We start from the raw sequence: 13,498 nt of genomic DNA, 5'->3' as shown, positions 1-13,498 counted from the left end.
TCGACTGCTGCGTGCTGCTGAGCGTGGCCAGGAACGCGGTGACCGCGTCCGGGGCTTCGAAGGCCGCGATGGCGACGGTGAGGGCGGCCCGGCGGGTGCGACGGACGGGGCGGGACGAAGCCGAGTCACTTGGAAGCAGCAACACGAGGCCTCCTCAACGAGAAGGCAGCAAGACCGTTGGCATCGGCACACCGATGCGTGTGAACCGGTCACGTCACATTCCGGTTCAAGAGTGCATCGCCCTGGTCAACGATCGAGATTCACAGCCCCCGATGCCGGACCAGGACGGTGCGCGACTCGGTCATGTCCCGGACGGCGTAGGCGGGCCCTTCGACCCCATGACCGCTGTCTTTGACCCCGCCGTACGGCATGGGATCGGGATGGGTGCTGGACGTGTCGTTGATGACGACACCGCCCGTCTCCAAGCGGCGGGCGAAGGTGAGGGCCACGTCGAGGTCCTGGCAGAACACCCCGGCCTGTAGACCATAGTTGGTGCCGTTGGCCAGGTGCACCGCCTCGTCGAGAGAGCCGACGGAGGCGATCGCGAGCAGCGGGGCGAACGCCTCCTCCGAGGCGAGCCGAGAGCCGTCCGGCAGGCCGCTGAGCAGCGTCGGGACCATCATCGAACCCGCTCGGGCGCCTCCCGTGAGCAGGTAGCTCCCGTGGCCGACGGCGTCCGCGAGCAGCGCCTCGGCCCGCCCAGCCGCCTCGGCGCTGATCAACGGGCCGACGAGGGTGCCGGGAGCGCGCGGATCGCCGTACGGGAGGTCGCGGACCAGGGCGGCGAGCCGCTCGGTGACCTCGTCGGCGATCGCCTCGTGGACGAGGAGGCGCTGTATGGAGGTACACACCTGTCCGGCCTTGCGGTATCCGGCGCGGACGACGAGCGGGAGCGCGTGATCGAGGTCGGCGTCGTGCCAGAGCACGGTCGGGGAGTTCGAGCCGAGTTCCAGGTGGGTGCGGGCCAGCCCGCTGACGGCCCGGATGTGACGGCCGACGGCGGTGGACCCGGTGAAGGTGACATAGCGGACGTCGGGGTGCCGTACCAGTCGGTCCCCGATCGTCTCGCCGGGGCCCGGCAGCAGCTGGACCAGTCGCTCGGGCAGACCGGCTTCGAGGAGGGCCCGCACGAGGGCGATCGCGCACAGCGGCGTCTGCTCGGCGGGCTTCAGCACCACCGCGTTGCCTGCCGCGAGCGCGGGTGCGATCTTGTGGGCGACGGTGCTGAGCGGGGCGTTGAAGGGCGTGATCGCCGCGACCACGCCGACCGGAACGCGCAGGGTGAAGCAGAGCGAGTCGTCGTGCCCGGCGGCGGCCTGGACCGGGACCATCTCGCCGGTGAGCCGTTCGGCTTCCTGGGCGCAGAGCTCGAAGATCAGGAGGGTGCGGTCGAGTTCACCGGTGGCGTCGGCCGGGGTGAAGCCGGTCTCCGCCACGTACCAGGCGAGGATCGCGGCCCGGCCTACGTCCAGGGCCCGGGCGGCGCGGCGCAGGATCGCGGCGCGTTCCGCCGCGGGGAGTCCGCCGGCGGACCGGGCCGCCGACGCGACCGCCGCGTCCACCTGGTCGGGTCCGGGCACGTGCAGTTCGGCGATGGCGTCGCCGGTGTACTTGTCCGCCACCGGGAGTACGGCGCTCCCCCGCGCCCAGTTCCCGTCGACGAAGAGTCCCGTTCCGTGATCCACCGTCTCACCCCCAGGCCAGTTCGCTCACCCGGGAAAGCGACGGCAGGCTCCACAGCGCGCTCGCGATCGCCTCGGCCCGCGACCCGCCGATGAACGCCGGCACGAGTTCGTCGAACTTCGCCCTCAACTCCTTGTCGGTGAGCGGGTCGTCGGGGTCCCCCTTGCGGGTGAGACGCAGTCGTTCGTACGGGATTCCCCGGCGGTCGGTGATGCGTACGCGGGCGGCTCGGCGGCCGGGGGCCAGCTTGTCGAGCTCCGGATCGACCCGTGCGGTGGTGCGGGCCATGAGGGCGCGGATCGCCGGGTCCCGGAGGGCCTCGGTCTCGAAGGCGCGCAGCCGCACGCTGCCCAGCACCAGGGCGGCGGCCACGGTGTAGGCGAGGCTGAACCGGGCCTCGCCGGGGTCGTGCGGGTCGGTGCGCCCGGCGACCTCGGTGGCGGTGCGGTACGTCTCGATCTCGATACCGGCGACGTCCTCCGACCGCACTCCGGCCGCGCGGAGTTCGAGCGCCGCGTCGATCGCGGCGAAGGTGTGGCCGCAGCAGGCGTGGTTCTTCACCGTGGCCGCCGTGACGCAGAACGGGTCGCCGAGGCGGGTGACGGCGAGGCCGGTGACCGCGGCGGTGGCGACGCCGAAACCGGCCGGGCCCTCCAGAACGTCCAGGGCCCCGGTCAGGCCCTGTTCGGCGGCGAGCGCGGCCGTCACGCCGGCCTCGGCCGCGTGCCCGGAGTGCAGCGGTTTCCCCGTGGACGGTGAGCGGAAGGTCTGCTGAAGCCCGGCCGTCATGGTCGCGGCGAGGGACAGGGCCCCCGCGAACCGGGCGGCGTCGAGCCGCAGCAGCTCCGCCGCGGCGGCCGCGGCACCGAAGGTGCCCACCGTGCCGGTGGTGTGCCAGTTGCGGTAGTGGGCCGGCCCCACGGCGAGGGCGATGCGTGCGCCGATCTCGTAACCGATGGTCACCGCGCGCAGGAAGTCCTCGCCACAGGCGTCGAGTCGGTCGGCGACGGCGAACGCGGCGGCGATCGTCGGGGCACCGGGGTGGTAGAAGGCATCGCGGTAGATGTCGTCGAGTTCCGCGGCGTGGGCGGCGGTTCCGTTGACGAGCGCGGCGGTGCGTACGTCGGTGGCCCGCCCGGAGGGGATGAGGCGAGCGGGGCCCGGAGGCGGGTCGAGGGCCTCGGCGAGTCCGCGGGCGGCCTGGGTGGCGGCGCCCGGGACGATGGCCGAGGCCCAGTCGACGACCGCTCGCACGGCCCCGTGCCGTACGTCCGGCGCGAGGGGGGTCGCTCTCTGGGCGACCGCGAAGGCGGCGAGTTGCTCGACGACGGTCATGTCGACTCCCGGTGTCTAGAACTGGGCCTCGTACTGGGCGGGTTCGATCCGGGCCTCGATGAGCAGCGGCCGGTTCAGCCCCGCCAGCCCGGCCGTGGCCTTCTCCAGCTCGGCCACCGACGACACCCGCACCCCGTCGCAGCCCATGGAGCCGGCGAGGGCGACCAGGTCGATGTGGTCCAGCCGGGTCGCCGTACCGGGATAGCCGAGCGCCCGCTGTTTGAGTTCGATGCGGTTGAGGCTGCCGTCGCAGAACACCACGACCGCGAGCCGGAGTTGACGTGCGACGGCCAGCCGGAGCTCGGTGGCGGCCATGGCGAACCCGCCGTCACCGATCAGGGCGACCACCGGGGTCTCCCCCAGAGTCAGTTGTGCGGCGATCGCCCCGGGGAGCCCGAAGCCCATCGAGGACAGGCCGTTGCTCATCAGGACGCCGCGCGGCCGGCGGGCCTGCCAGCCCTGGCCGACGAGGAGCTTGTGGGACCCGACGTCACAGGTGACGACCGTCTCGTCCGGGGCGTTCGCCCGTACGACGTCGATGACGTCGGTGGGATTGAGGCGACCGGCGACCCGCCCCGCGTAGTAGGACATCCGCAGCCGGTCCCGGTGCGCTGCGATGTCGCGCTCCGTCCAGCGGGGCTCGCCGCGCCATCCGTCGGCGAGCCAGTCGAGGCCGGCCGCGACGTCCCCGACCACCTCGCAGGCGCTGGGGTAGACCTGGTCGGTGTTGGGGGTGGTGTCCACGTGCAGGACGGGCACGGCCAGGGACCACGGCTTGATCAGCTCGACGGGGTCGAACCCCGCGGCGACGACGAGGTCGCAGCCCGCCAGGAAGTTCCAGAGGACCTGGTGGCACGCCATGTCGAGGACTCCGGCGTAGAGCGGGTGGTCCTCGGGGATCACGCCCTTGGCCATCGGGGACACGACCACGGGTGCGCCGACGGCTTCCGCCAGCCGCGCGAGAGCGCCGGACGCCTCGCACCGGACCGCGCCGGCACCGGCCAGTACCACCGGGCGCCGGGCGTCCCGCAGTACCGCCGTGGGATCGGGGCCGCCTGTCGCCAGGTGCACCCGGACGCCGCCGGCGGCGCCGTCGAGCGGCGGCGGTGTGACGGGGATGTCGGGTGCGGGCGCGGCGAACGTCTCGGCGGAGCCGGTGAGATGGACGGCGCCGGGCCGCTCGGCGACGGCCAGGCGCAGCGCCTTGCGCAGCACCGCGTCGGCCGATCCGGGGTGGATCCGCCCCGCCCATTTGGTCACCGGGGAGAACAGCAGTGTGTGATCGACGACCTGATGGGTGACCACGTCCTCCCGGCCGGGGTCGATCTGTCCGGATATCGCGAGCAGCGGTACCCGGTCCCAGGTGGCGGCGGCGACCCCGTTGACGATCGCCGTCGACCCGGGTCCGAGCGTCGACAGACACACGCCCGGGCGCCCGGTCACCATCCCCTGTGCCTCGGCCATGAACACCGCGGTGCCCTCGCGGCTGCCGGGCACGACCTCGACGTCCAGGGCCCGCATCGCCTCCATCAGCTCGATGATCGGGTCTCCCGGGTAGGCGAACACGAACCGGGTTCCCGCGGCTCGGACGTACCCGGCGACCACCGCGGCCGTATTCCCCATGTCAGCTCTCCAGGTTGTCGTGGTGGATGGACAGCATCCGGAAGATCGAGTGGACGAACTTGGTGTAGGGCACGATCCCGAACGCGACGACGACCGCGGCGACGTGGAGGAGAAGAATCGGGCCGAAGGCGACGGTCTCCCGCAGCAGCAGGGTGAGCATCCCGGAGGCCGCCAGGACGACGAGCGCCCACAGGAAGCCGGAGCCGCCCCGGCGCCACCACAGACCACACCCTCCGACGATCATGGCGATCCCGCCCACGCTGCCGCTGATCACCGGAACGGAGAGGTAGGGGTACGGCGGGTGCTCGCCGAGCGTGTTCTGTAGGTACGCCGCCGCCGTCGTGGAGACGGCGCAGAGCCCGAAGCCGTACACCAGCACCATGTGGAACCCGCGTCGGCCGGGCACCTCGCAGCCGGTCATGTGCCGCAGCTGCACGGCCTGCGTGAACGTCGTCAGCCACACCCGAACCCGCAGGAGGTCGGTGAGGCTGCCGTGGATGTCGCGCCAGTACCGAAGCGCCGCCCAGCCGAACACACCGGCCGCCCACAGACTCGGCGCACCCACGGCGATCAGCATCGGGGTGTGCGGAAGGATCTCGTACGGGTCGCCGGGCGTGTCCGCCACGACGAACAGCCGTCCGGTGAACTGCCAGGACATCAGGGCGAGCAGGAGACAGACCACGGCGAAGGCGACACCTGTCGCCCGTCGCCCCGGCGTACGGTGCGGCCACACATAATGCCGGTACGTCTCCTCGCGGACCTCGGTGAGGACGCTCGGCGGGTCCACGGCGAACTCGTGCGGTGGGGCGTACATGCAGGCGCTGAGACAGTCGCCGCAGTCGTGGCAGAGGTTGGCGAGATGGGTGATGTCCCGGCGTTCGAGTGTCGTCCGCAGCTCCAGGGCGGGCCAGACGGGACAGTAACCGGCGCAGTAGCGGCAGGAGTTGCAGATGGTGAGCTGCCGTCGGGCCTCGTCGAAGAGGTCATCCAAGGGCATGGCGGGCCGCCTCCGTCCCGGCGATACGGCCCCACACGGTGCCGATGGTCATGCCGAATCCGGCGAGGTAGCCGGTGGAGAGGATGTTCCCGGACATGATCTCGCCGGCGGCGAAGACGTTCCGGAAGACCCCGCCGTCCACCCGGCGTACCCGGGCCTGCTCGGTGACGGCGACCCCGAGGTAGGTGAAGGTGATCCCGGGCCGCATCGGAACCGCGTGGTAGGGCGGGGTGTCGAGGCGCTGGGCCCAGTTGCTCTTGGGCGGGTCGAGTCCGGCGGTGGTCCTGCCGTCGGGCTGGGCCATGCTGAAGGGGCGGGACGGCGCGTCGCCCCGGTCGACGGCCTTGTTGAAGGCGTCGACCGTCTCGGCGACGGTCCGCTCCTCCAGGCCCAGCGACGTGGCGAGCTCTTCGACGGTCGGGGCGCTGTACGTGCCGTACATGGGCGGCAGGAAGGCCCCCTGGACCTTCGCGTCCCACAGGGCGTAGGCGATCTGGCCCGGCCGGCGGGCGATGTTGCGTCCCCAGATGGCGTACCGCTTGGGCCAGATGTCCTCGCCCTCGTCGTAGAAGCGGCGGCCGTCGCGGTCGATGACGATGCCGAAGGGGATGGAGTCGATGCGGGTGGCGATGCCGCCGTCGTACTTCGGGCTGCGGGCGTCCACCGCGACGGCGTGGAACCCCCTTTCCTCGCCCGCGTGTTGAGCACCCGCGTCGAGCAACTCGCGCAGCACGCCGCCGTCGTTGTACGACGGTCCGCGCACATGGAAGCCCTTGGCGGCGTCTCCCCAGTAGCGGCCGAGCCAGTCGAGGTTCGCCTCGAAACCACCGCTCGCGCAGATCACCGAAGCGGCCCGGATGCGGCGACCGTCGTCGGTGAGCACGCCGGTGCAGGTGTCGCCGTCGAATTCGAGACGGGTCACGGTGCGGTCGTAGGCGATGGCCACCCCTGCCCTTTCGGCCGTCCTGTAGTAGGAGTTGAGCAGTGCTTTGCCGCCGCCGAGGAAGAACCTGTTGGTGCGGGCCAGGTTCAGCGTGCCGGTGAGAGCGGGCTGCCAGCGAGCACCGTGTGCGGTCATCCAGGCGGGTGCCGTTGCGGATTGACGGACCGTCAGCTCGGCGAGCCGCTCGTCGCGCGATCCCTCCCCGACTCCGCACAGGTCGCTCCAGAGCTCGGCGCGAGGGTAGGGGCCGGTGGTGAACGCGTCGCCCGTGTCGTGGGCGCAGCGGATGTTGCGGGTGTGCCGGCTGTTGCCGCCTCGGAAGTGCGCGGGAGCGCGCTCCAGCAGCAGCACCCGGGCCCCGGCGTCGGCGGCGGTCAGCGTGGCGACGAGCGCCGCGTTGCCGCCGCCGACGACCACGACGTCCGCGCTGTCCTCGGTCATGTCTCGCGGAGGTTCGCGGGGACGAGCTGGTCGTAGTCGGGGTCCTTCGTGATCAGGCCGGACGCCTTGTGGAAGGCGACCGCGGCGTCGAAGGAGGAGCGCGGGAAGCCGTTGGTCGCCCGGATCTCTTCCTTGAGCAGGGGGAGCAGTGCGTCCAGGGCCGCCTCGGGCATGCCGCTGCGGTACTCGGCGAGCAGTTTTCTGATCTCCGCGGAGTCGCCCGAGTGGATGTCCTGCCTGGCCCGGACGAGAGCTCTCTGGAAGGCGGCTATCTCCTTCGCCTTCTTCTTCGCGACGCTCTGGGTGGTGAACATGACTCCGTGGGAGACGTGTTGCAGTCCGGGGACGTCACCGCGGCACGGGGAGATGTAGGTGGTGCCGGAACCCGCCCCTTCCGCCTGCTGGGCGAGCGGCTGGGCGAAGGAGAGGGCGTCGACCTGACCGCCCTTCAGAGCGCCGAGCGCGGCCGTGGGCTCACTGCCCAGGTTGACCAGTTCGGCGTCCTTCTTGGGGTCGAGGCCGACCTTCTTGAAGAGGTAGATGACCAGCGCCTCGGTGCCGCTGCCCGGCCCGGTGATGCCGATCTTCTTTCCCTTCAGGGACGTGATCCGCTCGTCCAGCGAGGCGTCGACGGCGGCTCCGTCGAACTTCGTGCCGGTGATGATGTCGATGTAGTAGGTGTCGACCATGTCCGCGACGAGGCTGAGGGTGTCACCGGTCTGGGAGAGCTTGAGGACGTCGGTCATCACCCCGCCCCCGAGTTCGATGCTGCCGGACTTCAGCGCGGCGGCCACCTTGGAGCCGTTGCCGAGCACCGCCGGCTCGTCGAAGGTGACCCCCTCCTCCTTGAAGTAGCCCTTCTCGGTCGCGATGAACATCGGGAAGAACGCGATCGACGTGCTGACCTGCCCTATCGACAGTTTGCCGGTCTTCGTCGCGCCGCCGGCGTCGGCGCAGCCCGCGCCGGTCAGCGTGACGACACCGGTCGCGAGGACGCTCTTGACGAGTTGACGACGGTTCATGGGCGGCCCTCCAGAGGCTTCCAGCGGTTGGCCCTGCGATCGAGCACGCCGACGACCAGGTTGAGGATCGTGGCGATCGTCCCGAGCACCACCAGCGTGGCGAAGACGCCGGCCGTGTCGTAGTTGGCGGCCGCGTCACTGATGAGGTAGCCCAACCCACGGTTGGACGCGACGAGTTCACCGATCACCGCGCCGATCAGCGAGTACGGAACGGCGACCTTGAGGCCGGTGAGCAGCCCCGTCATCGCGCCGGGGACGACGACTTTCCACACCACGTCGCGTCGGCGTCCGCCCATCAGCCGCACCGCGTCGATCAGCCCGCGGTCCACCTCGCGCACACCCACCGCGGTGTTGAGGAAGACCAGGAAGAACACGGTGACGGCGGCGAGCAGCACCTTCATCTGTAGGCCGATGCCGAACCAGACGATGAACAGGGGCGCGAGCGCGACCTTGGGCAGCGAGTACAGGGCCACGATGAACGGGTCGACCACGCGGTAGAAGGTCGGCAACGAGGCGAGGACGAACCCGGTGAGCGCACCGGCGCCGGCACCGAAGACGAACCCGAGCATGACCTCCTGGAGGGTGACCCAGGTGTTGGACCACAGCAGACCCTCCCGCTGCCAGTCGGCCAACCGGTGCATGACGTCCAGCGGCCTGCTGGTGTAGGTGACGTCGAACAGGCGGCCCGCGCACAGCTGCCAGGCGACCAGCAGCACCACGACGAAGACCAGCCTGCCGCCCCAGATGATCACCGCGCCACCGCGCTTGTCCCACCAGCCGCGGTCCAACGGCACAGTGACCGACTGACCGGTGTTCTTCTCGGGACTCGTCGTCGAGTCCGCCGAGCTCTTCTTCCGTTTCTTCTCGTCGACCGTGTTCACTGTGCCTCCCGGAGCGCCGCTGACATCTCCTTGTGCAAGGCGACGAAGTGCGGGTCGACCCGCAGTTCGTCGGCGTCACGAGGCCTGGGCAGATCGATCTCACGGTCCAGGACCACCCGGCCGATCCTGCCGAGCACCACGACCCGGTCACCGAGCAGCAGCGCCTCCTCGATGTCGTGGGTCACGAACACCACGGTCTGCCCGCTGCCCTGCCACAGCCGCAGCAGCTCCGCCTGGAGGACGGACCGCAGTTGGGCGTCCAGCGCCCCGAACGGCTCGTCGAGCAGCAGGACTTCGGGGTCACCGGCGAGCATCCGGGCCAGGCTCGCCCGGCGCCGCATGCCGCCGGAGAGCTCGCGCGGGTAGTGCCGTTCGAAGCCGGTGAGGCCGACCCGCTCGATGAGGTCCGTCGCGCGTTCGCGGCGCGTCCTCGCCTCGACTCCCTTGATCTCCATGGGCATTTCGACGTTGCGCCGCACATCGCGCCACGGCATGAGGGTGTCGGACTGGGTCAGGTAGCCGACCTCGGTGCGCGGTCCGGACACCGGCTGGTCCCGGAATCGGACAGCGCCCGAAGTGGGGGCCATGAGCCCCGACATCATGTTCAGCATGGTCGACTTGCCGCAGCCGCTGCGCCCGAGGACCGTGACGAAGCACCCCTCCTCGACCCCGAGGCTCAACTCACGCAGCGCCACGATCCCCAGATCGCCCTTGACGAACTGCTTGGTCAGCCTCCGGACTTCCACGACGTTGCTCATCGCTGCCGCCGATCCTTCGTCACGCCGGCGAGCCACCGTGTGTTGTCCACGGCCATGGTGTGGATCTCCTGCTCGGTGAAGCCCGCGTCGAGCAGCCGGTCGGCGAGCAGCGGAAGGCCGTCCTCCACCGGAGGGTTGAAGGGCTGGCCCAGATCACTGGAGAGCACGGAGTGCTCGGGCCCGACCGCCCGGATGTTCTCCAGCCACAGCTCCCAGGAGACCTTTCCGGTGTACGGCGTGGTGAAGCAGCGTTCCAACAGGGCGCCCTGGGCGGCGAGTTCACGCTGCCGCTGGACGCCCACCCGCTGGGAAGTGAACTCCGGATGCGTGACCACGATCCTGCGCACCCCCTCCTCGGCCGCGGCGTTCACCACGACGGCGATCTCGTCGGCGTGGAGATGGCCGGTGGCAAGGGTCATGTCATGCGCGGCAATGACCCTGAGCACCTGCCGGGTGCTGTCGAGCACGGTGCCGTCCGGGCCGACCACGTCCACCGGGTCCGCCGTCATGCCCGCGGCCCGCAGTTCGTTCTGGAGCTGGACCCACATGGGCGGGGTGGCACCCTCGGGGCTGCTCTCCGTACAGGCCCGTTCGTTGGCGCTGTCCACGGTCGGCAGCCAGACGAACTGGGCCCCGCCGCGGCCGGCGATCTCCACGGCGACCGGGTTCATGCCGCCCACGGAACCGTTCAGGGTGATCGCCCCGACCGCGCCGAAACCGGGCACGGCAGTGCGGACCACCTCGGCCCGTTCCGCCGTCGGGACGTAGTGCGACTTGAGGACGAACCCGTCAAGGCCCACCTCGGCGAAGCGGGTTGCCAGAGTCAGATCGTCGACCCGTCGCTTCATCAGGTCGGGCGCGATGTGCACGTGGATGTCATAGGCCCCCGCGACGAGCGCGCGGGCCCGGACCGAAGGCGTCGGATGCGTGGGTGAGCGGTCAGCCATATGCGGCTCCTGTCGCCAATCTGGTGAGCCAGATTGTTGACAATCAACCACGAGGCGTCAATGGTCCGCGCAGAAAGTGATACCGGAGGCTCGTCCCACCTAGCGCACAGGAAAGGAAGGCGAGTTGCCCGTACCGCGCAGAGCGTCGATCACGCTCCCGACGTGGTGCCGCGCCGCCCTCTCCGCGGCCGCGGCATCGCGATTGCAGATGCCGTCGATGATCGCCAGATGCTCCGGCAGGGAGACAGCCGGCCGCCCCGGCTGCATCGCGAGCCGGAACTGATGCCGAACCGCCTGCCCCCGCAGCCGCTCGATCACGCCCCCGGCGGTACCTTGCCCGCTCATCTCCATCACACGACGGTGCAGCCGGTTGTTCAACTCCGAGTAGGTCATCACCGCACCCGCGTCGACCGCGGCGACCATCTGCTCACGGATCTCCCGCAGTTCGGCCGTCTCCGCCTCGGTCACCCGCCCTGCGGCCTTGGCCGCACACAGCCCCTCGACCACCATCCGGACCTCGGTGATCTCGATCGCCTCGGCCAGCGAGACGGCCCGCACCCGGGCACCCCGGTTCGGAATGCGCTCCACCAGGCCTTCGTTGCCCAACTGGAGCAGCGCGGAGCGCACGGCGCCGCGACTGACCGCGAACCGCTCCGACAGATCGCTCTCCACAAGCCGTTGGTCCGGGACGTAGTCCCCACTCACGATGGCTCTACGGATCGCCTCGACCACCTGGTCGGGCCCGGACGGGATTTTGCGCGCAGCCGGCACGTGACCTCCTCTCCACGCCTCCCTCACTCAGAGGGCAGACTGGCAACGATATTGTCGCCAATTCTGCGGAGTGCTCATGAGTTTCACCAGCGTCCAGGATCTGTGCGTCGCGGTACTCGGCCTCGGAGAGGCGGGCGGCGCCATCGCGGACGACCTCGTCACCGCAGGTGTGCGCGTGCGCGGCTACGACCCCAGGGTCACGGCTCCCCCGGGCGTGGAGGACACCGGCAGCGAGGCGGAGGCCGCCGAGGGCAGCCATCTCGTCCTCAGCGTCAACAGCGCCTCGGACGCCGCGGACGCCCTCCGGGCGGGCCTGGCCGGCACGTCGTCCAACTGCCTCTGGGCCGACCTCAACACCGCCTCTCCCGCACTGAAGCGGCATCTCGCCGAGACCGCCGGTGACGCCGGTCTCGCCTTCGCCGACGTGTCCCTGATGGCTACCGTGCCCGGCAGGGGGCTGCGAACGCCGATGCTCGTCTCCGGGTCGGGGGCACGGCGCTTCGCCGAGACGCTCCACGCCCTTCGCACGAACGTGGATGTCAAGGTGGACGTGCTCGACGGACCGGCCGGTCTGGCCGCCGAACGCAAGCTGTTGCGCAGCGTGTTCTACAAGGGCCTGGCGGCGGCCGTCGTCGAGGCGCTCGACGCGGCCCGGGCCGCGGGCTGCGAGGAGTGGCTGCGGGAGATCATCGCCGAGGAGTTGACCAGCGCGAACGCCGCCACCCTGAACAGACTCGTCGAGGGCAGCCACCGGCACGCCGTGCGCCGGACCAGCGAGATGCAGGCGGCCGCCGACATGCTCGGTGACCTCGGCGTGCCCGCATCAATGGCCACGGCCAGCAGGGACCTGCTGCAACGGCTGTCTCGCGGGGGCAGGTGCGGGTAATGAGATGTTGAACGGATCCCAAGACCTCCCGCCACGAACTCGTCTCCCGAGAGGCATCTTGATATTTTGACCGAATCGCGACCTATCAGGAACTCAAGGTTGGAACGACGACGAGGTACATCTCGTTCTGTTTCGGTTGACGTCAATCCCCTGCAACGCTCAGGCGTGTCGGTGTCACTCAGTCCTGTCCACCCAGATGAACTCCCTCCTTTACCGATGATCCCTCTGACCTGTGCCGCGAGCTCCCTCGACCTGGCAGCCCCGAGCGTCCGGGCCCTTTCAAAGAGTGCGTCGCCAAACTCGTGGAAGTTGTCCTCCCCGTCCCTCAGGTACGCCTCGGCAGCAACGCCAGTACCGGTGCCGCCGCGACGTTCGCAGCCAGTGAGACGGCGATCCCCAGCAGAAAGGCCGACCAGACCACACCACGAGTTCGGCGCGACCCTCGTCCCGACGACTTGAGGAGTCCGACCGTCGCCAGGAGCAACAGCCCGTCCACCGACAGCGGCCACAAGGAGGCGCTAACCGCGTCCGCTCCGCCCTGGCGCGCGAACTCCCTCTGGTTTGCATCTGTGTTTGCAGGTGCGGCCGTTCTCATCGGGCCCACCACCCCGCCCACACAGCACCCAGCGCCAGTGCACATTTTCGCGGGAACTTCTGAGAACTCCCAGGTAGAAGCTGTGCGCCTTCCGGACCTCCAACCAGCACGTATCACCAGAAAAGTGCTGGTCAGGGTCGTAAAGGTAAACAGCTTGTACCGTACTACGCGTATAGTTTCACTGTGAGCAACTACAGTCCGGACAACGAGACGTCCCATTCGCAGGCCGGCGGAGTGCAGTCGGTCGACCGTGCCATCAGTGTCCTGGAGATCCTCGCTCAGCGTGGCGAGGCGGGCGTCAGTGAGGTCGCGGCGGAGATCGATGTTCACAAGTCGACGGCGTTCCGCCTGCTCGGCGCGCTGGAGGCGCGCGGTCTGGTGGAGCAGGCCGGGGAGCGGGGCAAGTACCGGCTCGGCTTCGGCATCGTGCGCCTGGCCGGTGCGGTCACCGGGCGGATCGACATCACCCAGCAGGGCCGCCCGGTCTGCGAGCGTCTCGCCGAGGAGATCGGCGAGACGGTCAACATCGCGGTCCTCCAGGAGCCCAACCATGTTCCGGCCTCTCGCAGAGCTTCCTCCACCCGCCCTCGGCGAGCGTGAGTGGCTACTCGAATGC

At 70.0% G+C, this 13,498-nt stretch carries 12 protein-coding genes and 1 pseudogene; 2 read left to right on the top strand and 11 right to left on the bottom strand.

Going from position 1 to position 13,498, the window contains the following annotated elements:
• Positions 1–260 precede the first annotated feature (260 nt).
• The 10 genes from ABZ896_RS27275 to ABZ896_RS27230 form a co-directional block, all read right to left on the bottom strand.
• Positions 261–1,685, bottom strand: a complete 1,425-nt coding sequence (locus ABZ896_RS27275; RefSeq protein WP_360934434.1) for an aldehyde dehydrogenase family protein — start codon at positions 1,683–1,685, stop codon at positions 261–263.
• A gap of 4 nt (positions 1,686–1,689) precedes the next feature.
• On the bottom strand, positions 1,690–3,018 hold the full coding sequence (locus tag ABZ896_RS27270) for an MmgE/PrpD family protein (protein WP_360934431.1): 1,329 nt from the start codon (positions 3,016–3,018) through the stop codon (positions 1,690–1,692).
• A gap of 15 nt (positions 3,019–3,033) precedes the next feature.
• Positions 3,034–4,641 (bottom strand): thiamine pyrophosphate-binding protein, encoded by a 1,608-nt coding sequence (locus ABZ896_RS27265; RefSeq protein WP_360934428.1) that lies wholly within the window; start codon positions 4,639–4,641, stop codon positions 3,034–3,036.
• A 1-nt stretch (position 4,642) separates the two neighbouring features.
• Positions 4,643–5,638 carry a tricarballylate utilization 4Fe-4S protein TcuB gene (tcuB, locus tag ABZ896_RS27260; RefSeq protein ID WP_360934425.1) on the bottom strand — a complete coding sequence of 332 codons (996 nt, stop codon included), beginning with the start codon at positions 5,636–5,638 and terminating at the stop codon, positions 4,643–4,645.
• The gene (gene tcuA, locus ABZ896_RS27255) at positions 5,625–7,022 is read right to left on the bottom strand and encodes an FAD-dependent tricarballylate dehydrogenase TcuA (RefSeq protein ID WP_360934422.1); all 1,398 of its coding nucleotides are present in this window, start codon (positions 7,020–7,022) and stop codon (positions 5,625–5,627) included. The genes tcuB and tcuA overlap by 14 nt, the downstream gene beginning before the upstream one ends.
• The gene (locus tag ABZ896_RS27250; RefSeq protein ID WP_360934419.1) at positions 7,019–8,044 is read right to left on the bottom strand and encodes an ABC transporter substrate-binding protein; all 1,026 of its coding nucleotides are present in this window, start codon (positions 8,042–8,044) and stop codon (positions 7,019–7,021) included. Before ABZ896_RS27250 ends, tcuA begins: the two co-directional genes overlap by 4 nt.
• Entirely contained in the window at positions 8,041–8,925 is an 885-nt protein-coding gene (locus tag ABZ896_RS27245) for an ABC transporter permease (RefSeq protein ID WP_360934416.1), read from the bottom strand. The genes ABZ896_RS27250 and ABZ896_RS27245 overlap by 4 nt, the downstream gene beginning before the upstream one ends.
• A complete protein-coding gene (locus tag ABZ896_RS27240) occupies positions 8,922–9,683 on the bottom strand; it encodes an ABC transporter ATP-binding protein (RefSeq protein ID WP_360934414.1) in 762 nt (253 codons plus the stop codon). Before ABZ896_RS27240 ends, ABZ896_RS27245 begins: the two co-directional genes overlap by 4 nt.
• Positions 9,680–10,630 (bottom strand): DUF6282 family protein, encoded by a 951-nt coding sequence (locus ABZ896_RS27235; RefSeq protein ID WP_360934411.1) that lies wholly within the window; start codon positions 10,628–10,630, stop codon positions 9,680–9,682. The genes ABZ896_RS27240 and ABZ896_RS27235 overlap by 4 nt, the downstream gene beginning before the upstream one ends.
• 99 nt (positions 10,631–10,729) lie before the next feature.
• On the bottom strand, positions 10,730–11,401 hold the full coding sequence (locus tag ABZ896_RS27230) for a GntR family transcriptional regulator (protein WP_360934408.1): 672 nt from the start codon (positions 11,399–11,401) through the stop codon (positions 10,730–10,732).
• 76 nt (positions 11,402–11,477) lie between these two features.
• Between ABZ896_RS27230 and ABZ896_RS27225 the strand changes: the two genes are divergently transcribed.
• Positions 11,478–12,287, top strand: a complete 810-nt coding sequence (locus tag ABZ896_RS27225) for a DUF1932 domain-containing protein (protein WP_360934405.1) — start codon at positions 11,478–11,480, stop codon at positions 12,285–12,287.
• Positions 12,288–12,612: 325 nt separating this feature from the next.
• Here ABZ896_RS27225 and ABZ896_RS27220 read toward each other — a convergent pair whose 3' ends face one another.
• Positions 12,613–12,882, bottom strand: coding sequence for a DUF2637 domain-containing protein (locus ABZ896_RS27220; protein WP_360934402.1), 270 nt, complete (start codon positions 12,880–12,882; stop codon positions 12,613–12,615).
• Between the two features lie 234 nt (positions 12,883–13,116).
• Between ABZ896_RS27220 and ABZ896_RS27215 the strand changes: the two are divergent.
• Positions 13,117–13,425, top strand: a pseudogene (locus ABZ896_RS27215) (helix-turn-helix domain-containing protein); the annotation flags it as partial.
• Positions 13,426–13,498: the final 73 nt, after the last annotated feature.

It is taken from the genome of Streptomyces sp. NPDC047072 (assembly GCF_040643855.1).
Taxonomy (GTDB): domain Bacteria; phylum Actinomycetota; class Actinomycetes; order Streptomycetales; family Streptomycetaceae; genus Streptomyces.
Note: the sequence above shows the minus strand (reverse complement) of the source record. Positions and strands in the feature narration are given on the sequence as shown.

Excerpts from the sequence above, each read along its gene's own strand:
- ABZ896_RS27270 (WP_360934431.1), bottom strand. The coding sequence starts at position 3,018 with ATGACCGTCGTCGAGCAACTCGCCGCCTTCGCGGTCGCCCAGAGAGCG.
- ABZ896_RS27265 (WP_360934428.1), bottom strand. The coding sequence starts at position 4,641 with ATGGGGAATACGGCCGCGGTGGTCGCCGGGTACGTCCGAGCCGCGGGA.
- tcuB (WP_360934425.1), bottom strand. The coding sequence starts at position 5,638 with ATGCCCTTGGATGACCTCTTCGACGAGGCCCGACGGCAGCTCACCATC.
- tcuA (WP_360934422.1), bottom strand. The coding sequence starts at position 7,022 with ATGACCGAGGACAGCGCGGACGTCGTGGTCGTCGGCGGCGGCAACGCG.
- ABZ896_RS27250 (WP_360934419.1), bottom strand. The coding sequence starts at position 8,044 with ATGAACCGTCGTCAACTCGTCAAGAGCGTCCTCGCGACCGGTGTCGTC.
- ABZ896_RS27240 (WP_360934414.1), bottom strand. The coding sequence starts at position 9,683 with ATGAGCAACGTCGTGGAAGTCCGGAGGCTGACCAAGCAGTTCGTCAAG.
- ABZ896_RS27235 (WP_360934411.1), bottom strand. The coding sequence starts at position 10,630 with ATGGCTGACCGCTCACCCACGCATCCGACGCCTTCGGTCCGGGCCCGC.
- ABZ896_RS27225 (WP_360934405.1), top strand. The coding sequence starts at position 11,478 with ATGAGTTTCACCAGCGTCCAGGATCTGTGCGTCGCGGTACTCGGCCTC.
- ABZ896_RS27220 (WP_360934402.1), bottom strand. The coding sequence starts at position 12,882 with ATGAGAACGGCCGCACCTGCAAACACAGATGCAAACCAGAGGGAGTTC.